This window comes from Pseudonocardia sp. CA-142604 (assembly GCF_050948475.1).
Lineage (GTDB): Bacteria > Actinomycetota > Actinomycetes > Mycobacteriales > Pseudonocardiaceae > Pseudonocardia > Pseudonocardia alaniniphila.
Genome location: NZ_CP192045.1, coordinates 459,538 through 484,339, shown reverse-complemented (window position 1 = coordinate 484,339; position 24,802 = coordinate 459,538). Strand labels below are relative to the sequence as shown.

Sequence of the window (24,802 nt, the reverse complement as noted above, 5' to 3'; positions counted from 1 at the left end):
GCCCTTCCGGAACAGCGCTGTGATCCAGGCGCGCATCACTCACCTCGCCCTCCCGGCCGGGTAGGGCTCGCCGTAGCCGATGAACGCGCCGAGGAGACGGCGCCAGCGGGGCAGCGACTCGATGTGGCGGATATTCGCGGCGACTTGCATCGCCAGCTTCGTCTCCGCCGAGGGGATATCCGCCCACGGTGTGGCGCACAGGGACAGCACGTTGCTTGGCGGCCCGGCGGGCTGCATGGATGGAACGCCAGGAGCGCTCACCGGAGCACCCTCTGTGCCGGATGGAGCGCCGGAGACGACGTGCAGCGTGCCCGCGTAGGCCGGCTGCACGAACTCGGTGCGGCTGGCCGGGGCGGCACTGTGCCACCCGTGCCGCAACATGCCGAGCGCCTGAGTGTCGGTGGGGGTATCTGTGTTGTGTCGGGCCGGGGCAGACTTCGCCATGGGCCTTCTCCTCTGTCCTCTTCATGGAGTGGGGTTGGTCAAGGGGGCCGCCGGAGGTCCAGTCCGGCGGCGCCCCGCATTCACAGCCGTTCTCACGCCGATGCAGCGACGTGCGCCGCGGCGTCCCGTGCACGCCTGCGGCCCGCGGCCAAGCCACGGCGCTCCTCCGCCGTCAAACCACCAGCGATCCCATGCGGCAGCTGGGTAAGCGCGAACGACAAGCACTCCGCTCGCACCGGGCACTGCGCGCACACCGCCTTCGCCCGCGCGATCTGCGCCGCGCACAGCGGTCCCACCTCGACGACTGGGAAGAACAGCTCCGGATCCATCGACCGACACGCGGCCTGCGACCGCCACTCCCGCCGCGCCGTCATCCCACTGCCCCCGAACCGGCCTGCGGCGCCGAGTCGGTGAGCACGGGGGTCGTCGTCTCGTTCAGCTTGGACACGAAAGACCCCACCGCATCCGGAATCCCCTGCCCGAGCGGCGTGCCGATGAACAGCACGGCCGCAACCAGGGAGAAGACCACCGCACCGGCCGCGACACGCGCCTTGGCGCAGATCGCCGCACCGACGATCGCGAACACGATCAAGACACCGACGCTGTCCACCGCTCAAACCCCCTCGGGCGTGTAGGAAGCGGCGTCAACGACGGACCGCTCGGCCACCGCGGCATCGACCATCGCCTCGAGCGCCTTCGCCGGGACGATCAGCCGGCCGCGGATCCGCACCGCCGGGAACTCGCCGGCAGCGATCGCCCGGTAGACAGTCATCGCCGACATCCCGAACATCTGCGCCACCTCGGCGACGCTGTAGAAGCGCGGCACTGCCCCGACCTCCGCGCTCTCGGACTTCTGCTTCACCCATGCCTCCCCTGCTCGGGTTCAACTCTGACTAATTTTAGCACTATTATTAGCACTCAGACTAGCTGCAGCCTCATGGCGCTCGTGGTTCACACGCGGCGTCTCGGTGGCCGGGGCTAACCTCAGGCCCAACATCGGCCGCCGGAGAGGTGCACGTGGCGAAGGATTGGGACGCCGTCGCAGCCGCGATCAGGAGCCGGCTCAACGAGCTGGACATGACGCAGGCGGAACTGGCAGCGCGCGCCGGCGTCGCACTCATGACTGTCCGCGAGTTGCAACACAACTCGCAGCCCCGCCGCCGCAGTCCCCGGACACTCACCGCCGTCTCAGAAGCCCTCGGCTGGCCCGGCGATCAGCTCGCGCGCATCCTCGAGGGCGAACGCTTACCCGACGTGGATGCCGACGATCCCGTGCTCGCCGAGCTCGACGCGGTCAAGGCGGACCTTGTAGCCGTCGTTCGGCGGCTCGACGCCATCGAGCGTCGCCTAGGGATCGCAGACGCGCAGTCCTGAGCCGGTCCACCCGCTTCAGCACCGCAAGCACCTCGACGCGAAGTTCGATCAACTCGCTCCGAATGTCAGGTTGCTGTGGTGCACTGTTGTTCATGGCGTTGACGATCCCGGCGCCCGACCGGAAATCTCAGGTCGGAGGGGCGGCAACACCGGGCATCTACCCGGCAAACCTGCAGAGCACAGCGTGACAGCGGGAGGGAACGCAGTGATCGCGGAGCCAGCCGCCCCCGACGAACCGTGGGGCGTTCAGCTCCGACGCTGGCGCGACGAAATCATGCGATGGTCCCAGCAAGACCTGGTCGACAACATCGTGAAGCTGGCCTTCGAGACCAAAGAAGATCGCGGAACCCGGCTCGACACACGGCTCGTCGGTCGCTGGGAAAGCGGCACCGTAAGCCGACCCCAGGCCGTCTACCGCCGCCTGCTGGCCCAGCTCGGCGCACCGCTCCCCGTCGCATCGATGCGGGTCGCCACCCGAACCGCACCCCGTCTGCCCCCTGAATGCCCTGCCCCACAACTCGCGACCGCCGTAGCGTCGCCGCCGATCGATCAGGCGATAGCGGTAACGGAAGAAGGCGAGTCATCGGTGCAGCGTCGAGATTTCCTCCGCGCAACCTCCGCGGTAGCCGTCGGCGGCCTACTCGCCTCGGCCCTCGGCGCCGACGCCAGCGCGCGTGCCTCCACCGACGTCGTCAATGAACTCAGACGGCGCCTCGTCCGGCTACGCAAGCTCGACGACCACCTCGGCGGCGCAGACACCTATGACCTCTACGCCGCCGAAGCGCAGGTCTCCGAAGGCCTACTCCGCGCTGGCGTCAACCGGGAGTCCGTGCGCCGCGAGCTTCTGGCGCTGCACGCGGAGCAGTCCCAGCAAGCCGGCTGGGCCGCGTTCGACGCCGGTTGGCACGACCTCGCCAAGGCCCACTACCAACAGGGCCACACCGCGGCAGCGGAGGCCGAAGACGCAGGCCTGGCCGGCAACGCCCTCGCCTTCCATGCCTACCAGCTCATCGCCCTCGACCAGCCCGCCCGCAACATCTCCGAGAAGTCGATTCACGCCGCCCAGCAGAACGGCGTCGACCCCGGCGTGCGCGCCCTCCTGCACTCCCGAGCGGCGTGGACCTTCGCCCTCGACGGGGATGCAGAGGCCACAGCCCGCAACCTCGGCCTCGCTGAGGAAGCCCTCGCCCAGAAGAACGGCCAGACTCCCGACTACGCAGCCTGGGTGGATGAGACGGAACTCGCGATCATGACCGGCCGCTGCTGGAGCGAGCTCCGCCGGCCGCTGCGCGCCGTCCCGGTCCTCGAGTCAGCTCTGGCCCACTACAGCGACGCACACGCCCGAGATAAGGCGCTCTACTCCTCCTGGCTTGCCGACTCCTACATCGACGCCGGAGAGGTCGAGCAAGCCGCCGCGGTCGTCACCTCGAGCCTGCAGATCATGGGAGATGTCGCCTCCGTGCGTCCGCGGCAGCGGCTCGCCGCAGTGACGAGCCGCCTTTCCGAGCACTCAGACCTAACGCTTGTGCGGGATCTGCTGAGCAGTCACGCGCTCCACCCACTCGACGTACCGCGCTGACGCCCGCGCCAAGGGCACCGCCGTCACCTCCGGGTTGCTCCACTCATGGTTCGCGACCAGGTGTGACTCAAGGTCCGGGTAGCGAGCCTCCGTCGTCTTGAACGACACCTTCCACTCCTCACCCTTCCCGAACTCACCCTCGTGCCAGAAGAACGACGTCGTGGGCCCCGAGACCTGCCCACCAGCCGCGAGCCCAGCCCCGATCGCGGACTCAGCAAGCCGCAATGCGGCCTCGCGAGTTGGGGTAGCGGTCGACACCTCGAGCACCTTCGTCATGAGCCTGAGCCTACGAGTCCCGGCGACCACGACCAGCGGTCGGAGCCAGACCCGTGGTCTCCGTCATGCCCGTCTCCGGACGACACGCCGGCCTACACGTCGGGCACGAGGCACGGAGTAACACACCGTGGGGCCTGCTCGACTTGATCCGTTGGCAGCTCAAACCTGACCCTTGGAGCCCTACACTAGTGCACATCGAACGAATCATCCTTGACGGATTCCGCTGCTTCGGCGATAAGACAGAGATCACGCTCAATAAGTCCCTGACAGCTTTCGTGGGAGCAAACGGCACTGGAAAGACCGCAGCGATGCAGGCGCTACTAAGAGTTTTCGGAAATAATTCCAAGCTGAGAGAAATTCGCCGTAGCGACTTCTACAGTTCGCCAACATCCAACTCGGCTAGAACTCCTGGAACGACCCGAAAGTTAACAATTGAGGTTCATTTAGCCTTTCCAGAATTGGCTGACGGGAATGGCGGAAAGGCGACCGTTCCAGCCTTCTACAACCAAATCAGCTGCGCGCATGATGGGCGAGTGGCCTGCCGAATCCGCCTCGAAGCCGACCTATTGGAAGACGGCGACCAGGGCCAAATAGATTCAAAGCTTCACGCGATCACGACATTCACCCAAGAGATCCCCGAGGATGCGCGAATTCCGATCGGAGCAGCGGATCGGAGCTTTATCCAAGTCGTATACGTCCCGGCATCCCGCGATGCAATTACTCAAGTAGATGCCCTTCTGCGAGGGCGCCTATGGCGCGCAATTAAATGGTCCGACGAGGTCAAAACCACGCTTGAGAGCACCGGCAAAACACTCAATGACGCATTCGGCAAGGAGACAGGCGTCTCGGCATTTGTCACCGCAATGGGCACACGATGGAAGCAAGTCCACGCAGCAAACACAGACAGCACGCTTTCCGTGCAGCCCCTCGACGTTCGTCTGGACCAATTCGTTCGGAATGTTGGATTCCACTTCCAGCCTAACGAGGAGGGCGGCAGCAGGGAAGTAGCGGAACTAAGCGATGGACAGCGCTCATTATTTCACCTCGCAGTGACGGCGGCAACAATCGACATAGAACACAAAATCGCCACCAGCCCGAACAGTGGGTTCAACACGGCACTGCTTCCCCTGCCCGCCCTCACCGTTGTCGCAGTCGAAGAGCCAGAAAACAATCTATCCCCATTCTATCTCTCAAGGATCGTCGATCAGCTGCAGGATCTTACTACGAGGACAAGCGCGCAGGCGCTCATCTCTAGCCACTCGGCTAGCGTAATTTCAAGAATCGACCCGAAGCAGGTGCGACATTTCCGGTTAGAAAGCCCTCAACGAGCGCTCGTTCGACAGATCCCAATTCCCGACGAGCCTGGAGAAGCTTCCAAGTTTGTTCGCGAGGCAGTAATGACCTATCCTGAATTGTATTTCGCCACGTTCGTCGTTCTCGGCGAAGGAAGTTCTGAGGAAGTTGTACTCCCAAGACTGGGTCAGGCAATGGGAGTATCCATCGACCGGTCATTTATCGCGATAGTTCCACTCGGGGGCCGACATGTCAAGCACTTGTGGAAGCTTCTGAACGCCCTAGGGATTCCGCATGCGACTTTACTCGATCTGGACCTAGGTAGGTTTGGAGCTGGCAGCGGGAGAGTCAGAAATGTAGTAGACGAGCTAATAAATAACGGTATGCGCGCCGAGGACATATATCAGCCAGGCCTTCTGAGTCAGGCTGCTCTCGCGGCCACCGCACCTACGGAGGCAGGCTACCGAGCACTGCTTGAAGCCTGGCTACTCCACCTGAGGAAGTTCAACGTATTCTTTTCAGCCCCTCTCGACCTCGATATGTCGATGCTGACCGCCTTCCACGACGAGTACGCCAGCGTAGAAGGCCGAGGCCCGTCAACCCAGGGAGATGCCAAGGAGGCGGTTTTAGGCAAAGGCTATGAAGGACGCGGCGCCCACGATGATCTGGATTATCCGATGTACAGGTATCTATTTCTTGGAAGAGGAAAGCCAGTTACTCACGTACGAACGCTGGTCCGGATGGATGACTCACGGATCGCGGCAGCGGCCCCCGAGGAGCTTCGAGCTCTAATCAACACAATCATCAAGCGGGCGAGCCTTCCCGCCAAAGTATCGAAGCCGGCCGGCGACGAGTGATGTATATGGACCCGTCGACATGGAAGCCGTCCGGTATCGAGTTCCTAGAGCCAGCTGCGCTCACAGCCGTCAGGCTGACAGCGAGCGCTTGCATTACAGCCGGACCTGGCGCAGGGAAGACCGAATTCCTCGCACAGCGCGCGGCCTTCCTTCTTCAAACTGGCATATGCCCCGCACCCCGAAAGATTCTAGCGATCTCTTTTAAGCGAGATGCGGCACGCAACTTGGGTGAACGGGTGAGGCTAAGATGCGCACCCGCCGAGTCGCGGAGATTTATATCGCTGACGTTCGACGCATTTGCCAAGAGCATCGTCGACAGATTCGGGGTATGTCTGCCCGAGGAATGGCGCCCAGCGCGCAACTATTCGATACACTCATGGGATCGCAGAGTTTATGGCCCATTCCTTGACGCGTTGGGTACCACAGAACTAGTTGAGGAGGAGAGCCCAAACCCGCTCGACGCGTCGACCTTTGAAGCGAACCATCTAGGAACAAATCGCATCCCCATCGATGGCGATATTCTCACCCCGTCGGCCCATGCCGCGCTTGCATGGTGGCAAGAAGTCTATCTAAGCAGGCCAGAGCAGCGTCTGTCCTTCACTATGATCAACAGATTAGCAGAAGCTACTCAGCGTCTCAATCCGGAAGTCGGGTCAGCTATACGGGCAACGTTCCCGTATGTCTTCGTAGACGAATTTCAGGATACCACTTACGCACAGTTCGACCTTCTCCACTCGATCTTTGGGCAATCCGATGCATGCATCACAGCGGTCGGCGATGATAAGCAGCGAATCATGGTTTGGGCCGGCGCGCGAACTGACGCATTTGACGAGTTCAAATCCACATTCGGAGCAAGGTCCTATCCGCTTAGGTACAATTGGCGATCATCTCCTGCGCTAGTTGCTATTCAAGAGGTGGTCGCCCGCACACTCGAGCCGAAACACGCCGAGGTGCAGTCCCAGGCCATCGCGGAGATCGACAGTGACCATGCTCAGGTCTGGTTATTCTCGTCTAAGCCAGCAGAGGCTGAATACATAGCCTCGTGGCTCGTCAAAGACATGAGAGCTAGGGGGACGTCGCCGAAAGACTATGCAATCCTTGTGCGCCAGACCGCAAATCGCTTCGAGGAGGACTTGTATGCCGCCTTCACGCAAAGAGGACTGAAGCTTCGCAATGAAAATCGCAAGGTCGGAGGGGTTGCGCAGCAAGATCTGATGTCGTCACAGCTCTCCGCAGCTTTCCTGCCACTGTTTCGACTTATCACACTTGGCCGGCAGCCCATGTCATGGGTGAAGGCGGTAGATACCCTATGCGAGCTCCGCGACGTCGAAGATGGCGACGTTGAGAAGTCGCGCAAGGTGCAGCAAGAAATAAGCTCATTCGCGCGCGCATGGTACGAAAAGCTTCGGCAGTACCGCCCGAATCCCGACCGTGGACGAGCTCTCGCAGGCGCAATACTTGACTTCCTGAACCCCGACTGCCTTCGCAAGGCATATCAAGAGTACAGTGGCGTTGGCACACTCGATCTCTATTGGAATGCTCTTGTAGAGTACATGGGAACGTGCACCACCGGGACAAAGACATGGGCGGGAGCCGTCGCCGCGTACCAGGGTGATGGAACCATTCCAATTCTTACAGTCCACAAAAGTAAAGGCCTAGAGTACGACACTGTCGTCCTGATTGGCCTCGATGATTCAACTTGGTGGAGTCATACTCCAGAGAGTACCGAGGGAACCTGCACGTTCTTCGTCGCCCTGTCTCGCGCAAAGCAGCGCGCCATGTTCACCTACTGTGGCAGCCGTGGGGGCTCAGATAGAGTAGCAGATCTATATGGCCTCCTGCGGGATGGCGGGGTGCCCGTGCTCGATCTTCAATAACTGTTCCGCTTGCGCACGTTGGCACCCACTCAAAGAGTCGGGCAGTGAGACTATCGCACACCGAATGGCACTTTACACTCAGCCGCAGCGTGTAACCTGCACGCCGCTGCCTGGGATAGTTCGGACGTAACCCCATCGTTCCAACAATTTCACCGCGCGCTGCATAGTAGCCGCCGAAAGGTTCCGTTGGCTAGCCAGCTCCTTAATAGGGGGAAGGAAGTTGCCAGCTGGCCATGCCCCAGCGTCGATCCCCGACCGCAGGGCGACTGCTACCACCTCATATGGATAGCGCGGCACGAAGGCGGGTGGCGGCGTATCGGCTGGCGCCAGTGCGGGGCGAACGGGCATCCGAGCGAAGAGGCGCGTCGACGCGCGCTGGTCTGATTCCGACACCCACGCTGTGTAGACCCGCAACGTCGTTGTTCCGCTACCGCCGTGCCCAAGCCGTCCTGCCACGGTGCGGACGTCGACCCCAGCAGTGATCAGCTCGGTGGCCGAGTAGTGCCGCAGCTTGTGGATCGTTGTCCGAATGCCAAGTCGACGGGCGAGCTTCCCGTACCGCTGGCTGACCGAGTCTGGGAGCAGATGGGTTGACCCGTCGGGCGCCAACGAGAACACGAACGCGCCGTCGGACAGCTCGACGCCCACAGCCTCCGCGCGAGCCTCGAACCGGCTCCGGTGCTCGCGAAACAGCCCCACTGTCTCCCCGTCCAGGGCGATACGGCGCTGTTGATGCGACTTCGTGTCCTTCTCCCACGTCACACCACTTCGCTGCGCGATGCTGCGTTCCAAACGCAGCACCCCGGCATCCAAGTCCAGATCCCGCCACCGAACGCTGCACAGCTCCCCACGGCGCAGCCCGGTCACCATGACCACCCAGACCAACAGACCCCAGTCCGGATCCTTCCACGCCTCCGCCAGGATCCGGGCCGCCTCCTGCGAGCTCGGCGGCTGCGGCCTCGGCTTCGGCGCCGCCGGCGGCTCGGCCTCGCCGATCGGGTTCGAGGCAATCCACCGCCACCGAACCGCACGCTTCAACGCACCGCTGAGGATGAAGTGGATCTGTCGGATTGTGGACGCCGACAGTGACCGACACACGTGCGGCCGGCAGCGCTCGTCGCACTCGTGCGGACGTGACGTCCGGTGCTCCACGTACGGCCGGCGGTCACAATGGCTCCTGCAGCGACGAAGCTCAGCGTAGAACGAGTCGAACACGTCGCCACCCAACTCGCCGACCTTGACCTTGCCGATCAACGGCCGAATGTGCCGGTCCGCGTACCCGACGTACGTCACGACCGTGTTCCGCTCGAGATCGACCACTTCGAAGTACCGGTCGAGCATCTGATCGACAGTGGCGCTCGTGCGCGGACTTCGGCGCTCGTCGACCTGGTTCAGCAGCCGGGTCCGAGCCGCCTCCGCCTGTGCAGCGGCCTTCGGGCCCGGTGGAATCACCTCGATGAGGTCGTGCCGGCGCCCGGTGACCGGGTCCTTCCCCGCGTAGACCCGCACCCGTAAGGCACCGCTTGGCAGGAGATCGATGCTGCCGCGGCTGCGCCGTCGAGCGCCGTTGGTGCGCGTCATGTCTAGGAGCGTATGAGCCCTTGGTGTCACGAAGCGTGTCACGCGATCGGCTCCGATTTGCGGCGGACCAGCAAACCTACTGGTCACGCCTAGTGGGCCCCCAGGGGATCGAACCCTGAACCCGCGGATTAAAAGTCCGCTGCTCTGCCGATTGAGCTAGAGGCCCCTGCCGCCGCTCCCGCAGGGCACGACAGCCGCACCAGACTACGACCCCCGCCTCTCAGCCCGTGCACTCACTCGGTCGTGGTACGCCGGGGAGATCGTCGTCACTGCACGTCAAGCGCCAGTCTCGTCCCATCCGCGCCGCACGTCCCATTCTCACCGGCCTCCCCGCCGCCTGCATCACCGTGCAGTTCCGAAGGCGAGGACAATCGGACAGCGTGAGTGCCCCCACTGTCGCCTCCACGCGCCCGAAGCCGCTGCGTATCGGCCCGCACGCGTCCGACACCCCCGTGGTGCTGGCGCCGATGGCCGGCATCACGAACGCAGGCTTCCGGCGCTTGTGCCGTGAGCAGGGCGCGGGCTTCTACGTCTGCGAGATGATCACCTCGCGCGGGCTGGTGGAGAACAACCCGCTGACCTTCCGCATGATCGCGATGGATCCGGACGAGCAGCCGCGGTCCATGCAGATCTACGGGGTGGATCCTGCGACGGTCGGCGCCGCCGTCCGGATCGTCGCCGAGCGCGACCTCGCCGATCACGTGGACCTGAACTTCGGGTGCCCTGTACCCAAGGTCACCCGCCGCGGTGGTGGCGCGGCGCTGCCGTACAAGCGCCGGCTGTTCGAGGCGATCGTGCGTGCCGCGGTGGACAACGCCGGCCGGATCCCGGTGACGGTCAAGATGCGCATCGGCATCAACGACGAGCACCGCACCTACCTCGACGCGGGACGGCTCGCGGCCGACGCCGGTGTGGCTGCCGTTGCGTTGCACGCCCGCACCGCCGCGCAGCGCTACTCCGGCACGGCCGACTGGTCCGCGATCGCCCGGCTCCGTGAGTCCCTGCCCGCCGAGCTGCCCGTACTCGGCAACGGCGACATCTTCTGCGCCGCCGACGCCATCGCGATGGTGGCGGCCACGGGGTGCGACGGTGTGGTCGTCGGGCGCGGGTGCCTCGGCCGCCCGTGGCTGTTCGGCGACCTCGAAGCGGCCTTCGCCGGTCGCCCGCTGCCTGCTCCCCCGACGCTCGGGCAGGTGGCGGCCACCATGCGCCGCCACGCCGTGCTCCTGCAGCAGCACATGGGCGTCGACAAGGGCATCCGTGACATGCGCAAGCACATCGCGTGGTACCTCAAGGGCTTCCCGGTCGGCTCCGAGCTGCGCCGCAGGCTCGGCCTGGTCGGCAGCATCGACGAGCTCGACGAGCTGCTCGGACAGCTCGACCCGCACCAGGAGTTCCCCGCCGACGCCGATGGGCCGCGCGGACGCCAGGGCTCGCCGGGACGCGTGGTGCTGCCCGAACACTGGCTGGATGACCCCGAGGATCCATCCGTCCCGCTCGGGGCGGAGCTGGAGCACTCCGGCGGCTGACGCGCCGACGGGTAGTGACATGATCACGCACAGCTAACGGCCCGGTCGGGTGGATCACCCCGCGAACGGGTGCGGCCACCTCAAGAGCACCAGGCGTCCCGTCGACACCACCAGCAACAGGAGGTGAGCGGTGGTAACGGTACGTACAGCTGCGCACTCGGGGACGCGTGGCGAGGTGCCGCCCCAAGAGGCGCCGGCTCTGGCGGAGCCCATCACCACCACGGCCTACACGGCGGCCCGGCACACCGCGATCGCGGAAGAACTCGCGGACGCCGGACGCTGGGAGCAGGCCTACGAGCACCTGCGCACCGCCATACGGCTCATGCACGGCCAGCGCCTCCCCGACGAGCTCGACCGGCTCCGCCGTGAGCACGCCGAGGCCCGCGAGCAGAGCCGCCGGGATGCCCTCACCGCCAGCTACAACCGCCGCTACCTCGACGAACGCCTCGTCGCGCTGTTCGAGGACCAGGCCGGGACGGCTGACATCTGCGTCGCTCTCGTGGACGTCGACCACTTCAAGCAGGTCAACGACACCTACGGTCACCCCTTCGGTGATCGCGTGCTCCAGCGGCTCGTCACGGAGCTCGACGCGGGCCTGCCCGAGGGCGCGTTCTGCGCTCGCTACGGCGGCGAGGAGTTCGCTCTCGTGTTCCCCGGTCGCGACCTGGTGGACGTCGTGCGGATCTGCGAGGCCGCACGCCACCGCATCGACCGTCACGCCTGGCACGAGCTGCACCGGGATCTCCGCGTGACGGTCAGTATCGGCGTCGCCCACACCTCGGGTCCGGTCAGCGGGTTCGAGCGGCTCGTCGGCATGGCGGACGCTCTGCTGTACGGCGCCAAGCACGCCGGCCGCAACGCCGTCGCATATCGGGACGAAGGGAACGGAACCGTGTGTCTCGCAGGTCCAGCGGCCGGACGCCGCTCACTGCGCTAAAGGGGCACGCTCGCCGACACCCACTTGTGATCGAACCGGTCGATCTACGTAAGCTCGCTCCGCTGACATCAAGGGGGGCGGGACCGGGTGACCACCCGTGCCCGCCCTTTGTTCGTGGCGGGAGGTGGCGTGGAGGACGGTCCGGACCGTGCTCGGCGCTCCCCCACATCCGGCGGCCGCAGGCGCGCCCCCGAGACCCCGTCGGGAGGACGTCGCCGAGCCCCGGAGCCGGAGACGCCCGACGACGTCCTTTCGCGGTACGGACTGCTCGGCTCCGCTCCCGAGGAGGACGTTCCCCCAGCTCCTCCGGCCCCGCCGGGGAGCCGAGCCGCCCGGAGGCGCGCCGAGGAGGAACGCGAGGCGGCTGCAGCCCAACCCGCTCCTCCCCCCACTCTCGGTTCCCGTTCGCCGGGAGGCCGAGCAGCTCGCAGGGAGGCGGCCGAGGCCTCTGGCGCCGGATACGCCTCGCCCCCGCCCGCTCGACCCGACTCCGGCCGCCGCGCGCTCGACCCCGAGCAGGCAGTGCCACGGCACGGTGGCAGCACGTCCGACTCGGGACGCCACTCGGCCAGGGGGATCCCCCCGGTCGACGCGGGCCGGAGCATGCCGCCGCCACCGGCGCCGCCTGCCCCGGCCCCGCCGCGAGCCGCTCGCGAGCCGGTGCGCCCCGACACCCCGGCTGGCGACGCCCCGAGGCGCCGGCGGAGCGCGCCCGATCGGCCCGGCGTCCAGAGCGCCTTCGACGCAGCCGGCCCCGTCTCCGACTCCGGCCGCCGCTACGCCCAACCCCCCGCACCCGACGCGAGCACCCGCCGGCGCGCAGCCCCCGACGCACCCGGCCCCATCGCCGACTCCGGCGGCAGGCGTGCCCAGCCCCCGGCGGCCACCCCCGAGGCCACCACCCGCGTCCGCGCGGCCGCCCCGCGCTCCGGCGCCGACGCGCCCATCCCAGAATCCGGACGCCGCCGCGCCCGGCCCCCAGCAGCCCCGCCGGAGGCCACTCGCGCACCCGCCACGGGCTCGCGCTCCGTCCCCGGACCGGACGCCCCGGCCGCCCCCTCCGGACGTCGCCACGCCCAGCCCCCGGCGGCAACGCCCGAAGCGACCACCCGCGTCCGCGCCACCGCTCCACACCCCGGCCCCGACGCGCCCACCTCGGGCCCGGGAGTGCGCCGTCCGCAACCTCCGGCAACCGCTCCCGAGGCCACCACCCGCGTCCGCGCCACCCGTCCGACCGCCGATGCGGACGCCCCCGTCTCCAACCCCGGGCCACGCCGCCCCCAGCCTCCGGCCGCTCCCGAGGCCACCACCCGCGTCCGGGCAACCCCGCCGCGCCCCGCCGCTGACCCTGCCGGGCCCATCTCCCATCCGGTACCTCGCGTGCCGCAGCCCCCGGCGCCCGAAGCCACCACTCGCGTCCGCACCGCCAAGCCCACCGGCGACGCGTCCGTCTCCGACTCCGGCCGCAGCCAGGCCCAGCCACCGGCGGAGGCGACCACCCGCGTCCGCGCCCCCGGTTCGAGTCAGGCACCCGACCGCAGCGAACAGGCCGAGCTCACGCGGCGCTCGGAGCGGGAGTCCGTCTCGAACCGTGCGACACACATCGACGAGACGCTGACGCGACTCACCGCCGCTCACGCCGGTCTCAACCTCCCGGCCCGCGAGGGCTCCGCGGCCGCGGAGGCGACGGCCGCGCCGAGGCGCCGTGTGCGCATCACGGTGGGCAGGGTGCTCGGTGCAGCGGCCGCCCTGATCGTGTTCGCGGCAACCACCGCGGGCTGGGGCGCGAAGGGCTGGCTCGAGACCTCCATCCACAACGCCGCTGCGCTCGATCCCGAGTCGAGCTCGGTCGTCGACGCCGCTTCTCAGCAAGGTGACGAGAACGTGCTGATCGTCGCGTCGGACGGCGACACCGCTGCCCCTGCCGCTCCGGGTGCCCCCGAGGCAGCGCCGGCAGGCGCCGACACCGTCACGGTCGCCCACATTCCTGCGGGCGGCGGCCCCATGGTCGTGTTGTCGGTGCCGAACGACCTGGAGATCAACCGCCCGCCGTGCGAACGCTGGGACGGCGAGTCGGCGTCCTACCTCGACGAGACCGTGCGTGCCGAGGCCAGAACGCAGTTGCTCTCGGCGCTGGACGTCGGTGGGCCCCGTTGCGTCACCCGGGTCGTGCAGCAGTTGACCGGCCTCGCGATCACGAAGTACGTCGGCGTCGACCTGGCCGCCCTCGGCACGATGGCGGACGCCGTGGGCGGGGCGAACGTCTGCGTCACGAAGCCGGTGATCGACGGCGCGCTCGGTCCGGTCGTGCCGAACACGGGCGCCACCACGCTCTCGGGAGTGCGCGCCGCCGACTTCGCGCGTGCCGCCGACGTGCAGGGCGACCCCCCGTCGGACTACGGGCGGATCGAGCGCCAGCAGCAGTTGCTCGCCTCCGTGCTGGAGAAGGCCGTCTCCGGGACGGGGTTGCTCGACATCTCGCGGCTCTCCGCGCTGCGACCCACCCTCGGCAACGCCGTCGTCACCGACGGCGCCGGGCTCGACGAGGTGCTGGCGCTGGCCCTGTCCCTGCAGAAGCTGGACGCCGACGGGGTCGCGTTCGCGGCCGTGCCCACGACCACCGACCCGAACAACCCGGACCGTCCCGTGCTCCGCGACACCGATGCCGCGAAGCTGTTCACCGCCGTCCGGGAGGACTCCCCCCTGCCCGAGCAGGAAGGCGACCCACACGGAGTCCCCGGCGGGCCGGCGCCGAGCGACCTCGAGGTCGACGTGCTGAACGCGTCGGACAAGGCCGGGCTCGCGGGCAAGGTCGGGGAGACGTTGGGTTCGCTCGGCTTCGGGGTTGGCGAGGTCGGCAACGCCGATCAGCCGACGCCACAGACGGTCATCCGGTTCTCGCCCGACCAAGCCGCCGCAGCCGCGTTGCTCGCCAGCACCGTCCCATCGGCGACGTCGGTGCCCGACCCCGGCACCACCGGCGTGTTGCAACTCGTGCTGGGCCGATCGTTCGACGACGTGGTGCGCGCTCCGGCGGAACCCATTGCGCTGCAGGCAGATGGCCCTCCCGTCACCGCAGAAACCGCAACATGTTCGTGACAGTGCGAGCTGTGTTCACCATTGATTCATCTGCCCACCGCGCCGAATGTCCGACTCAGCTCTACCCTGCCTATATGCGTGACGCTTACCAGGAGCAGCTGGACGAGTTGGCTGACGCGCTGGCCGACATGTGCAACCAGGTGGCGGACGCGATGAGCAAGGCCACTCGTTCCCTGCTCGAGTGCGATCTCCAGCTCGCCGAGGAGGTCATCTCCGACGACATCCGGGTCGACGAGATGCGGGCAGCCGCTGAGGAGAGGGCGTTCGCGCTGCTCGCTCTACAGGCGCCCGTGGCCACCGATCTGCGGATCGTGGTCTCTGCCATCCACGGGGCGGGTGACATCGAGCGCATGGGCGACCTGGCGCTGCACGTGGCCCAGGCGGCACGGCGCCGCCATCCGCTCCCGGTGCTTCCCGCGGAGGTCGCACCGTACTTCGCGGAGATGGGGCGCGTCGGCGTTGCGCTGGCGCTGAAGGCAGGCGACGTGATCCGCAGCCGCGATCTGGGCGCTGCCGCGGAGCTCGAGACCGACGACGACGCGATGGACGACCTGCACCGGCACATCTTCACGGTGCTGATGGACCGCCACTGGAGCCACGGCGTCGGGCCGGCCGTCGACATCACGCTGCTGGCCCGCTTCTACGAGCGGTACGCCGACCATGCCGTGGCCGTCGCGCGCCGGATCGTGTACGTGGTCACGGGCCGGATGCCCGGCCCCCTCGCGGTCTGACAGGCGCCCTTCATCACTCGTTCACGTCCGATCCGCCCGATAGGCCCTACCCTTCGCTCATGCCGCCCGTGCCCCTCCCTCAGCAGCTGCATGAGCTCGCTGACCTGCTCGGAGAGATGTGCACGGCTGCAGCCGGAGCGTTGAACCGGGCCACCACGGCGATGCTCGACGGTCGCGTGCGCCTCGCCGAGCAGGTGATCGCGGGCGACGCCCGGATCGACGCGATGCGGGCCCAGCTCGAGGATGTCGCCACGGATGCGCTGTTGTTCCACTCGCCGGTCGCGGGCGACCTGCGCGCGGTGGTGTCGGCGATCCGCGCCGCCGGTGACATCGAGCGGATGGGCGACCTCGCGCTGCACGTCGCCCAGGTGGTCAGCATGCGCCACCCGCGCCCCGTACTGCCGCCCGAGGTCCGCGAGGACTTCACGCAGATGGGTTCGCTCGCAGTGCAACTCGCGCTCAAGGCGGCAGAGGTGGCGCGGTCGCGCAACGTGATCCTGGCCGTGGAGCTCGATGCCGACGACGACGCGATGGACAAGCTGCACCGGCACATGTTCACGGTGCTCATGGACCCGTCGTGGCCGCACGGCGTGCCCGCGGCCGTCGACGTCACGCTGCTCGCGCGCTACTACGAACGCTTCGCCGACCACGCGGTGGTGGTGGCCAACCACACCGTCTATGCCGTGACCGGCGAGGAACCGGACGCGATCCCGATCTGAGCGCGTCCGGTTCCGGGGCCGGGAATCAGCCGAAGCGACCCGAGACGTAGTCCTCCGTGGCCTTCTGCCTGGGCTGGGAGAAGATCGTCTTCGTCTCGTCCATCTCCACCAGGTGCCCCGGCTTGCCGGTGCCCTCGATGTTGAAGAACCCGGTGAAGTCGCTGACCCGGGCGGCCTGCTGCATGTTGTGCGTGACGATGACGATCGTGTACTCGGTCTTCAGCTCGTTGATCAGATCCTCGATCGCGAGCGTCGAGATCGGGTCGAGCGCTGAGCACGGCTCGTCCATGAGCAGAACGTCCGGCTGCACCGCGATGGCGCGCGCGATGCACAGGCGCTGCTGCTGACCACCGGACAGGCCCGAACCCGGCTTGTCGAGGCGGTCCTTGACCTCGTTCCACAGGTTCGCGCCGCGCAGCGACTGCTCGACGAGCGCGTCGGTGGCTTCCTTCTTCATCTTCTTGCTGTTCAGGCGCTGACCCGCGATGACGTTGTCGTAGATCGACATCGTGGGGAACGGGTTGGGCCGCTGGAAGACCATCCCGATCTGCCGGCGCACGCCCACCGGGTCGATCCCGGGGCCGTAGAGATCCTTGCCGTCGAGTTCCAGGCTGCCCTCGACACGGGCACCCGGGATGACCTCGTGCATCCGGTTGATCGACCGCAGGAAGGTCGACTTGCCGCAGCCCGACGGGCCGATCAGCGCAGTGACCGTCTGCGGGCGAATGGACATCGAGACGCCCTCGACGGCGAGGAAGGAGCCGTAGTAGATGTTCAGGTTCTTGGCGTCGATCGCTTTGCCCACGGTCGTACCTCTTATCGGGTCTTGGGGGCGAACAGCCGGGCAATCAGCCGCGCCACGAGGTTGAGCACCAGCACGATGATGATCAGGACGAGGGCAGCGGTCCAGGCCCGGTCCAGGTAGGGCTCGCGCGGGACACCGGGTGCCGCGTACGAGGTGTAGGCGAACACCGGCAGCGTGGCCATCCGGCCCTCGAACGGGTTGAAGTTGAGGGCGGTGGTCAGGCCGGCGATGATCAGCAACGGCGCCGTCTCACCGATCACACGGGCGATCGCGAGGGTGACACCGGATGCGATGCCGGCGATCGAGGTGGGGATCACCACCTTCATGATCGTGCGCCACTTCGGGGTGCCGAGTGCGTACGCGGCCTCCCGGAGCTCGTTCGGCACGATCTTGAGCATCTCCTCGGTGGCCCGCACCACCACCGGGATCATGAGCACGCTCAGGGCCACCGACCCACCGAAGCCGAGCCGGATACCGGGGCCGAAGAAGAGCGCGAACAGCGCGAACGCGAACAGGCCCGCCACGATCGACGGGATGCCGGTCATGACGTCGACGAAGAACGTGATGGCCCGTGCGAGCCTGCCCTTGCCGTACTCCACGAGGTAGACGGCGGTGAGCAGGCCGACGGGGATCGACATTACCGCGGCCAGCGCCGTGATGAGCAGCGTGCCGATGATGGCGTGGTAGCCGCCGCCACCCGCGCCGATCACACCGCGCATGGACGAGTTGAAGAACTCGGCGTCGAAGCGGGCCATGCCGTTGCCGACCACCGTGATCACGACCGAGACGAGCGGGGTCAGCGCGATGAGGAACGCCACCGTCACGACGATCGTGACGACACGGTCGGTGGCCTTGCGCCTGCCCTCCACGACACGGGAGATCACGTAGGTGGCGATGGCGTAGACGACGGCCGATGCGACGAGCAGGCCGCCGATGCTGAACGCGCCGGTGGCCGCGAGCAGCACGCCGATGACGACCAACGCCCCACCCAGCACCGCCCACGGCATCCATCGGGGCAGCTCCGCGCTGACCAGTGACGGTGCCTGCGCAGGAGCTTTCGTGGCCTGCGCGCCCTCAGAGCGCTCGGTGTCGATCGACATCAGTTGGCCCCCGAGAACTCACGACGACGGTTGATGATGTAGCGGGCGAGCGCGTTGACCAGCAGGGTGATCACGAACAGCACGAGGCCCGACGCGATGAGCGTGTTGACGGCCAGACCCGTGGAGTCGGGGAACTGCAGCGCGATGTTGCCGGCGATCGTCGACGGGTTGTCGGAGCTGATCAGGTTGAACGTGACGGCGCCGGAGGCGGACAGGATGATCGCCACCGCCATCGTCTCGCCGAGCGCACGCCCGAGCCCGAGCATCGAGCCGCTGATGATCCCCGACCGGCCGAACGGCAGAACGGCCATCCGGATCATTTCCCAGCGGGTGGCGCCCAGTGCGAGCGCCGCCTCCTCGTGCAGCTTGGGCGTCTGCAGGAAGACCTCGCGAGCCACCGCGGTGATGATCGGCAGGATCATCACCGCGAGGGTGACGCCGACGACCAACATCGTGCGGCCGGTGACCGACACCGGGCCGGCGAAGAACGGGATCCACCCGAGGTAGGTGTTGAGCCAGGTGGACACACCGATCGTGGCGGGCGCGAGTACGGCCACACCCCACAGGCCGTAGACGATGCTGGGCACCGCGGCGAGCAGGTCGATCAGGTAGCCGAGGCCCTGTGCGAGCCTGCGCGGTGCGTAGTGCGTGATGAACAGGGCGATCGCGACGGCCAACGGTGTGGCGAGTACGAGCGCGATCAGCGCGGCGAGGATCGTGCCGAACACCAGCGGGCCGATGTAGGCGACGAGGTTCTTCCCGCCCGGCAGGTCGGCGGGTGACGCGACGATCGCGGGCATGGCCTGCAGGATCAGGAATGCGGCTACCCCGGCCAGCACCACAAGGATCAGGATTCCGGCGCCCTTCGCGGAGCCGGCGAAAATGCGATCACCCAGCTGCAGCACCGGCTTGGGCGGCGCCTTCGGAGTGACCTTCTCAGTTGTCGTGGTCACGGCATCCCCTCTGCGGGTGGTGCAAGGAACACCGACAGGACCGGGTGGCTGTCATGGTGACAATCACCCGGTCCTGTCGGCTATGTGATGTACGGCTCAAGATCCCGCGGCGATGGCGTTGATTGCCGGGGTGATCTGGCTGCGGAGGGAGTCGCTGAGCGGAGCGGCCCCGGCCTTGTCGGCGGCGAGGGACTGGCCGTCAGCGCCGACCACGTAGCTCAGGTAGGCCTTGACCAGGTCCGCCGTGGGGGCGTCCGGGTACTTCGAGCAGGCCAGGAGGTAGGACACGAGCACGATCGGGTAGGTGCCCGACGCGGTGGTGTCGCGGGCGAGCTTGTAGGCGAAGACGGACGGGCCCTGGCCCTCGACCCGCGGAGAGGCCTCGAGCACGGCGGCGGCGGCCTCGGGGCTGGCGCCGACGTACTCCGAGCCCACCTTCACCTTGACCTGGCTGATGTCGCGAGCCTGGCTCTCGTCGGCGTAGCCGATCGAGCCGTTGCCTGCCTTCACCGCGCCGACGACACCCGAGGTGCCCTGGGCGGCCTCCCCGCCCTGTACGGGCCAGCTGTCGCTGACGTCGTACGGCCACGACGAGGCGGCGGCCACCTTCAGGTAGTCGGCGAAGTTCTGCGTGGTGCCGGACTTGTCCGAGCGGTTGACCGGCGTGATCGCCAGGTCGGGCAGCGAGACGCCGGGGTTGTCGGCGGCGATCGCCGGGTCGTTCCACTTGCTGATCTTCCGGTCGAAGATCTGCGCGATCGTGGCCGGGGCGAGCTGCAGGTTGGTGACGCCCGGGACGTTGTAGATAACGGCGATCGGCGAGACGTAGGCCGGCACCTCGACGACGTCGCTCTTGCAACGCGTGTTGGCCTGGGTGATCTCCTCGGGCTTGAGGTAGGCGTCGCTACCGGCGAACGCGACACCGCCACCGAGGAACTGGGTACGTCCCGCACCGGATCCACTGGGGTCGTACGTGATGTTCGCGTCGGCGTTCTGGCCCGTGAAGGTGGCGATCCACGCCTCCTGGGCGGCCTGCTGCGAGCTGGCGCCTGCGCCTGCAATCGTTCCGGAGACGCTCTGCGCAGCCGACGCACCAGCACCGCCCGACGGAGCCGACTCGTTGGCGGCTCCACAGCCGGCGATCAGCATGGCGCCGCTGGCGGCAATGCCCACCGCGGCAATTCGGGCACGCGAGCCGTGCCGCACGGTCTTCACCTGAGTTCCTCCGTCATGAGTTCCCGTGACCGGGCACGCGCGGCTCGGGGTGGCCGCACGAGGCGACGGTAAGGAAGCGGGGTGGCCGCACTCCCCCGTTCAGGTAAACGGGAAATGAACAGCAGATAGGCGCCAGGTCATGACTCTCTCAAGAACCGCGCCGTGATCTAGTCGTGACCTGCACCAATGTGATCGGCTGCAGTGCCGCGTTGGTTGCCACAGGGTGAACGATTGTCACCGCGCGTACGAAACATCGGTGTTCGAGACGGCGAAGCCGAGGCGCTCGTAGACCCGCACTGCGGCCGTGTTGTCGGCCTCGACGTAGAGCATCACCTGGGTCAGGCCGCGGTCGCGCAGATGGTGGAGCCCGGCCAGGGTGAGCGCCTCACCGAGCCGCCTGCCCCACGCCGCGGGGTCCACGCCGAGCACGTACACCTCACCGATCGGTTCGGGTCCGTGCTCTCCCGGGCCGTGCACCTTCGTCCAGTGGTAGCCGAGCAGCCGGTCGGACTCGTCGACGGCCAGCAGGAACCCCGCGGGATCGAACCAGGGCTCGGCCTCGCGCACCTTGACCTGCTCCACGTCCCAGCCGCCCTGCTCGGGGTGCCAGTCGAACGCCGCGTTGTTGACGCGCAGGAACTCGGCCTCGTCGGCACCGACCACGAACGGGCGCACCCGCACGTCGTCGGGGAACGTCGGCGTGGCGAGCGGGGTGAGCAGGCTGCGGCTCATCTGCCACAAGGTGCGCGCCGGGCTGAACCCGAGACGGTCAGCGATGGCCACCGCGCCGGGGAGCTGACCGTGGGCCCACACGCGCAGGTGGCCCCCGGTGCGCTCCAGCAGCGCCTCGACGATGCGGGTGCCCAGTCCGGCGCCGCGGTGGTGGGGATGCACGGTCAGTTCAGCGACGCCGCCGGTCTCCGTGTCATCCGGGCCGGCCGGGTCGAGGTGCGCGAACCCGACGACCTGACCGTGCCCGTCGCGAGCGAGCAGGTGGACGGTGGAGTCGTCGGACAGGTGCAGGAGCACGTGCTCGCCCAGCGGCGCGACGCCGTCGGCGTCCATGGCCGCGGTGGCGAGAGCGGTGACCTCATTGATCTCCGACCCGGTCAATCCGGCATGCCACGACAGCTCGGTCATGTCGCCCGACGCTACCCCTGAGACCACCGCCGCAGTGGGGCTCGCGGCCCCGCGATGATCACGCCATGCCGGCGACACCCGACACCCGGCCCGGGACCTGGTCGCTCTCCTCTGCGTCGTCGCTGCCACCGTCGTCCTCGACGACGCTGACCGCGGACGCTCCGCTCAGCGCACCACGGCTGGGCCGGACGAACTTGTAGCCGACGTTGCGCACGGTGCCGATCATCTGCTCGTGCTCCGTGCCGAGCTTCGCCCGCAGGCGCCGCACGTGCACGTCGACGGTGCGCGTACCACCGAAGAAGTCGTAGCCCCACACCTCCTGCAGGAGCTGCGCACGGGTGAAGACCCGTCCGGCGTGCTGCGCGAGGTACTTGAGCAGCTCGAACTCCTTGTAGGTGAGCTCGAGGAGCCGGCCGCGCAGACGCGCCGCGTACGTGGCCTCGTCGATCACCAGCTCGCCGAGCACCAGCGCTCCACCCTCGCGGCCGTTGTCGCCGCCAGGGCGCGACTTGAGCAGCCGCAGGCGGGCGTCCACCTCGGCCGGGCCGGCGCCGGGCAGCAGGATCTCGTCGACGACCCACTCCCCGGAGACCGCTACCAGCCCACCCTCGGTGAGCACCGCGACGACCGGGACGTCCATGCCCGTGCTGCCCAGCAGCCGGCACAGGCTGCGGGCAGCCACGAGGTCGGTGCGCGCATCCACGAGCACGGCGTCGTGCGGACCGGCGTCGAGGAGCGCCGCCACCTCGGGCGCTGCCGTGCGGACCCCGTGGGGGAGCAGGGTGAGAGCCGGCAGCACGGACCCGGGATCGGGATCGGCGGTCAGCAGAAGGAGTTCCACGTGGTGCCTCCTTTCCACACCGGAAGTCGAGGCGCCCGGTGCGGCGCCGCTCGACCGTTCACGGCGGGCGCCTTTGACGCACCGTTCACACCCGCGCGACCCGGTCGGAACACACCACGCGGATCGATGCAGGATAACCGGGTGAGGGCCGATGGCACGAGCAGCGCGGCGGAGGTCACGCCGCATGCGGTGGACGTGACCAGTGCCGACGGTGTACGCCTCGCCGGCATCCATCTCCCGGGTCCCGGAGGAGACACGGCGATCGCGGTGTGCCACGGATTCACCCACCACACCCGCCATTCCTCCACCCGGCCGGTGCTCGCGGCCCTGAGCCTCCACGCCCCCGTGGTGGCCGTTGACATGCGGGGACACGGGCGGTCCGGAGGCCGCAGCACCGTGGGCGACAGCGAGCTGCTCGACCTCGACGCAGCAGTCAGGTGGGCCCGCGCCGCCGGCTACGCGCGAGTCGCGACGGCCGGCTTCTCCCTGGGTGCCGCCGTGGCGCTGCGGCATGCCACGACCACGGGGACCTCGGGGCCCGACGCGGTCGTCGCGGTCAGCGGCCCCGCCCGCTGGTACTCCCGGGAGACCCAGGCGATGCGGCGCGTGCATTGGCTCCTGGAACAGCCACACGGGCGGGCCGTCGCACGCCTGCTCGGCGTCCGCCTCGACTCGGGGTGGGAGGTGGTCCCGCCGTCCCCGGTGGAGGTCGTCGCCGACGTCGCACCCGTGCCGCTGCTGCTGGTGCACTTCACCGGTGACCGGTACTTCTCGGCCGCCCACGCGCAGGCTCTGATGGCGGCTTCCGGCGGTCACGCGCAGCTGTGGACCGAGCCCGGCGCGGGCCACGGTGAGAGCGGCACCGGCCCCGAGCTCGCCGCGCGGATCGCCCGATGGGCGCTCGCCGCGGCGAGAACAGGCAGCCCGGGCGAACTCACCAGGAGCGACGGCTCTACGGTCGGACCCCGCACCCCGGCAGAACGCCGGGCACCAGGGTCGGAGGTCGGATGAGGCGGGTCGTCATCGGGCTGCTCGTACTGGTCGGGTTGCTCGTGGCCGTCGACTACGGGTCCGCCGCGCTCGCCGAGTCGGCCGTGTCGCGTCAGATGCGGGAACAGATCGGGCTCGCTGACGACCCGTCCGTCCGTATCAACGGCTTCCCGTTTCTCACGCAGGCGGTGTCCGGCCACTACCGCAGCATCGACGTCGACGCGACCCGCATCCACCTCGGGGAGCTGCAGGAGCTCGACGTCTCTGCGCAGCTCCGCGACGTCGAGGCGCCGCTGTCGATGATTCTGGGCTCCGGCCCGAAGACGCTACGCGTGAGCGAGGCGGAGGGCACCGTGCGTGTCTCGGCCACCGACGTGCAACGGCTCCTTCCCGGCATCAAGGACCTGCGCATCGACACGCTCGACGACGAGGCGCTGGAGCAGGTCGTCGACGACGGCGGCGACGCCTCACTCGCGGATCTCGACCCCGACCACGCCGCGCGGTTCTCCGGCACCGCCACGTTCCTCGGCCAGAAGGAGGACGTGTCGGTGATCGCGGTCCTGCAGCTCGAGTCCGGCCAGGCGGAGATCATCCCGCGCGACATCCGGCTCGGTGAAGACCAGAAGCCGCTCCCGCAGGCCCAGCAGCGCACGCTGCAGCAGTTGTTCACGGTGCGCATCGATCCCGGCTCGCTGCCCCTGCAGATCACCCCGACGTCGCTCAAGGCGGACAACGGCACGTTGGAGATCAGCGGCGAGGCCAAGGACCTCACCCTCGGCGCCGGCAGCGCCCCAGCGTCCTCCTGAGGGCCGGCAACGCTCCTTTCGGGAGTAAACGAGCACCACTGCCGCGTTGGGGACGGACGTGATCGACGCGGCAGGAGTCTGGGCGCTCGTCACCACGCTCGTGCTCGCCACGGCGGTGGGCCTGGTGCTGCGTTCCCGCAACGGGCGGTTGCGCACCGGTGGCATCGCCGCCGGCGGGTGGGCGCTGGCGGGAGCCTCCTCCAGCGGTTCGGACCGGGTGCTCCTGCTGCAGCTGTCCTCGCCCGTCTGCAGCCCGTGCCGGCAGACGGCCGCGCTGCTGACCGAGTTCTCCGCCCGCCGCCCCGGCGTCGTCCACCGCGAGATCGACGTGGCCGAGCGGCCGGACGTCGCCCGCGAGCTCTCGGTGATGCGGACGCCCACGGTGGTCGCCTTCGGACCCGACGGGTCCGAGCTGCTGCGCGTCTCGGGCGTGCCGCGGCTGCCGGAGCTGGAAGCCGCGATCGCGCCCGGCCTCGACGGTGATCCTCCGGCATAATGTCCGGACATTTGCTTTCGTCCTCGGAGCGCAGCTCCCGAAAGTGGCCGACCTCGGCTACCCTCGCGTCCGTGTGCTGGCCGCTGACCCGACGACGCGCAGTTGACCTGTGCCGCGTCGGGAGCTGCCTCTGTCGCACCTCCTGAGATACGCGTTCATT

At 68.0% G+C, this 24,802-nt stretch carries 25 protein-coding genes and 1 tRNA gene; 13 read left to right on the top strand and 13 right to left on the bottom strand.

What is annotated here, in order from left to right; all coding sequences use genetic code 11:
• Positions 1-39: 39 nt before the first annotated feature.
• The 4 genes from ACQPZQ_RS02345 to ACQPZQ_RS02330 all read right to left on the bottom strand — a co-directional run bounded on the left by ACQPZQ_RS02345 (position 40) and on the right by ACQPZQ_RS02330 (position 1,306).
• Positions 40-444 carry a hypothetical protein gene (locus ACQPZQ_RS02345; protein WP_433291525.1) on the bottom strand — a complete coding sequence of 135 codons (405 nt, stop codon included), beginning with the start codon at positions 442-444 and terminating at the stop codon, positions 40-42.
• A gap of 92 nt (positions 445-536) precedes the next feature.
• Positions 537-818 (bottom strand): WhiB family transcriptional regulator, encoded by a 282-nt coding sequence (locus ACQPZQ_RS02340; protein ID WP_433291523.1) that lies wholly within the window; start codon positions 816-818, stop codon positions 537-539.
• A complete protein-coding gene (locus ACQPZQ_RS02335) occupies positions 815-1,054 on the bottom strand; it encodes a hypothetical protein (RefSeq protein ID WP_433291520.1) in 240 nt (79 codons plus the stop codon). The genes ACQPZQ_RS02340 and ACQPZQ_RS02335 overlap by 4 nt, the downstream gene beginning before the upstream one ends.
• A gap of 3 nt (positions 1,055-1,057) precedes the next feature.
• Complete coding sequence (locus ACQPZQ_RS02330; protein WP_433291518.1) at positions 1,058-1,306, bottom strand: helix-turn-helix domain-containing protein; 249 nt, start codon at positions 1,304-1,306, stop codon at positions 1,058-1,060.
• A gap of 149 nt (positions 1,307-1,455) precedes the next feature.
• Here ACQPZQ_RS02330 and ACQPZQ_RS02325 point away from each other — a divergent pair, with 149 nt between their 5' ends.
• On the top strand, positions 1,456-1,818 hold the full coding sequence (locus ACQPZQ_RS02325; protein ID WP_433291515.1) for a helix-turn-helix domain-containing protein: 363 nt from the start codon (positions 1,456-1,458) through the stop codon (positions 1,816-1,818).
• Positions 1,819-2,404: 586 nt separating this feature from the next.
• A complete protein-coding gene (locus ACQPZQ_RS02320; RefSeq protein WP_433291513.1) occupies positions 2,405-3,397 on the top strand; it encodes a hypothetical protein in 993 nt (330 codons plus the stop codon).
• On the opposite strand, the gene cutA is transcribed toward ACQPZQ_RS02320, so the two are convergent.
• The gene (cutA, locus tag ACQPZQ_RS02315; RefSeq protein ID WP_433291511.1) at positions 3,335-3,673 is read right to left on the bottom strand and encodes a divalent-cation tolerance protein CutA; all 339 of its coding nucleotides are present in this window, start codon (positions 3,671-3,673) and stop codon (positions 3,335-3,337) included. The two genes, ACQPZQ_RS02320 and cutA, sit on opposite strands and share 63 nt — an antisense overlap.
• Positions 3,674-3,726: 53 nt before the next feature.
• On the opposite strand from cutA, the gene ACQPZQ_RS02310 reads away from it, so the two are divergent.
• Together ACQPZQ_RS02310 and ACQPZQ_RS02305 are read left to right on the top strand one after the other, a co-directional pair.
• A complete protein-coding gene (locus ACQPZQ_RS02310; RefSeq protein WP_433291509.1) occupies positions 3,727-5,823 on the top strand; it encodes an ATP-dependent nuclease in 2,097 nt (698 codons plus the stop codon).
• Positions 5,823-7,700, top strand: a complete 1,878-nt coding sequence (locus ACQPZQ_RS02305) for a UvrD-helicase domain-containing protein (RefSeq protein WP_433291506.1) — start codon at positions 5,823-5,825, stop codon at positions 7,698-7,700. Before ACQPZQ_RS02310 ends, ACQPZQ_RS02305 begins: the two co-directional genes overlap by 1 nt.
• Positions 7,701-7,778: 78 nt before the next feature.
• On the opposite strand, the gene ACQPZQ_RS02300 is transcribed toward ACQPZQ_RS02305, so the two are convergent.
• Positions 7,779-9,281: a tyrosine-type recombinase/integrase gene (locus ACQPZQ_RS02300; RefSeq protein ID WP_433291504.1), complete on the bottom strand. Its 1,503-nt coding sequence runs from the start codon at positions 9,279-9,281 to the stop codon at positions 7,779-7,781.
• Positions 9,282-9,374: 93 nt separating this feature from the next.
• Positions 9,375-9,447 (bottom strand) — tRNA-Lys (locus ACQPZQ_RS02295).
• 214 nt (positions 9,448-9,661) lie between these two features.
• Between ACQPZQ_RS02295 and dusB the strand changes: the two genes are divergently transcribed.
• The 5 genes from dusB to phoU (ACQPZQ_RS02270) all read left to right on the top strand — a co-directional run bounded on the left by dusB (position 9,662) and on the right by phoU (ACQPZQ_RS02270) (position 16,296).
• A complete protein-coding gene (dusB, locus tag ACQPZQ_RS02290; RefSeq protein WP_433291502.1) occupies positions 9,662-10,810 on the top strand; it encodes a tRNA dihydrouridine synthase DusB in 1,149 nt (382 codons plus the stop codon).
• A gap of 130 nt (positions 10,811-10,940) precedes the next feature.
• The gene (locus tag ACQPZQ_RS02285) at positions 10,941-11,747 is read left to right on the top strand and encodes a GGDEF domain-containing protein (RefSeq protein WP_433291500.1); all 807 of its coding nucleotides are present in this window, start codon (positions 10,941-10,943) and stop codon (positions 11,745-11,747) included.
• A gap of 603 nt (positions 11,748-12,350) precedes the next feature.
• The gene (locus ACQPZQ_RS02280; RefSeq protein ID WP_433291497.1) at positions 12,351-14,846 is read left to right on the top strand and encodes an LCP family protein; all 2,496 of its coding nucleotides are present in this window, start codon (positions 12,351-12,353) and stop codon (positions 14,844-14,846) included.
• 74 nt (positions 14,847-14,920) lie between these two features.
• Positions 14,921-15,577, top strand: coding sequence for a phosphate signaling complex protein PhoU (phoU, locus tag ACQPZQ_RS02275; protein WP_433291495.1), 657 nt, complete (start codon positions 14,921-14,923; stop codon positions 15,575-15,577).
• A 59-nt stretch (positions 15,578-15,636) separates the two neighbouring features.
• Positions 15,637-16,296 carry a phosphate signaling complex protein PhoU gene (gene phoU, locus ACQPZQ_RS02270; protein WP_433291492.1) on the top strand — a complete coding sequence of 220 codons (660 nt, stop codon included), beginning with the start codon at positions 15,637-15,639 and terminating at the stop codon, positions 16,294-16,296.
• 25 nt (positions 16,297-16,321) lie between these two features.
• Here the strand turns inward: phoU (ACQPZQ_RS02270) and pstB are convergent, their stop codons facing one another.
• The 6 genes from pstB to ACQPZQ_RS02240 all read right to left on the bottom strand — a co-directional run bounded on the left by pstB (position 16,322) and on the right by ACQPZQ_RS02240 (position 22,350).
• On the bottom strand, positions 16,322-17,101 hold the full coding sequence (pstB, locus tag ACQPZQ_RS02265) for a phosphate ABC transporter ATP-binding protein PstB (RefSeq protein WP_241041903.1): 780 nt from the start codon (positions 17,099-17,101) through the stop codon (positions 16,322-16,324).
• An 11-nt stretch (positions 17,102-17,112) separates the two neighbouring features.
• Entirely contained in the window at positions 17,113-18,201 is a 1,089-nt protein-coding gene (gene pstA, locus ACQPZQ_RS02260) for a phosphate ABC transporter permease PstA (RefSeq protein WP_433291489.1), read from the bottom strand.
• The gene (pstC, locus tag ACQPZQ_RS02255) at positions 18,201-19,154 is read right to left on the bottom strand and encodes a phosphate ABC transporter permease subunit PstC (protein WP_344723677.1); all 954 of its coding nucleotides are present in this window, start codon (positions 19,152-19,154) and stop codon (positions 18,201-18,203) included. Before pstC ends, pstA begins: the two co-directional genes overlap by 1 nt.
• A 96-nt stretch (positions 19,155-19,250) precedes the next feature.
• Positions 19,251-20,360 carry a phosphate ABC transporter substrate-binding protein PstS gene (gene pstS, locus ACQPZQ_RS02250; protein WP_433298968.1) on the bottom strand — a complete coding sequence of 370 codons (1,110 nt, stop codon included), beginning with the start codon at positions 20,358-20,360 and terminating at the stop codon, positions 19,251-19,253.
• Positions 20,361-20,603: 243 nt separating this feature from the next.
• Positions 20,604-21,509, bottom strand: coding sequence for a mycothiol synthase (gene mshD, locus ACQPZQ_RS02245; RefSeq protein ID WP_433291487.1), 906 nt, complete (start codon positions 21,507-21,509; stop codon positions 20,604-20,606).
• 58 nt (positions 21,510-21,567) lie between these two features.
• A complete protein-coding gene (locus tag ACQPZQ_RS02240; RefSeq protein WP_433291485.1) occupies positions 21,568-22,350 on the bottom strand; it encodes a winged helix-turn-helix transcriptional regulator in 783 nt (260 codons plus the stop codon).
• Positions 22,351-22,491: 141 nt separating this feature from the next.
• Here ACQPZQ_RS02240 and ACQPZQ_RS02235 point away from each other — a divergent pair, with 141 nt between their 5' ends.
• Genes ACQPZQ_RS02235 through ACQPZQ_RS02220 form a run of 4 tightly spaced genes read left to right on the top strand, consistent with a single transcriptional unit; the run spans position 22,492 to position 24,788 of the window.
• Positions 22,492-23,361, top strand: a complete 870-nt coding sequence (locus ACQPZQ_RS02235; RefSeq protein WP_433291482.1) for an alpha/beta hydrolase family protein — start codon at positions 22,492-22,494, stop codon at positions 23,359-23,361.
• Complete coding sequence (locus ACQPZQ_RS02230) at positions 23,358-24,146, top strand: LmeA family phospholipid-binding protein (protein ID WP_433291480.1); 789 nt, start codon at positions 23,358-23,360, stop codon at positions 24,144-24,146. The genes ACQPZQ_RS02235 and ACQPZQ_RS02230 overlap by 4 nt, the downstream gene beginning before the upstream one ends.
• A gap of 46 nt (positions 24,147-24,192) precedes the next feature.
• Positions 24,193-24,642 carry a thioredoxin family protein gene (locus ACQPZQ_RS02225; protein ID WP_433291477.1) on the top strand — a complete coding sequence of 150 codons (450 nt, stop codon included), beginning with the start codon at positions 24,193-24,195 and terminating at the stop codon, positions 24,640-24,642.
• The gene (locus ACQPZQ_RS02220) at positions 24,642-24,788 is read left to right on the top strand and encodes a putative leader peptide (RefSeq protein WP_433291475.1); all 147 of its coding nucleotides are present in this window, start codon (positions 24,642-24,644) and stop codon (positions 24,786-24,788) included. The genes ACQPZQ_RS02225 and ACQPZQ_RS02220 overlap by 1 nt, the downstream gene beginning before the upstream one ends.
• Positions 24,789-24,802 lie beyond the last annotated feature (14 nt).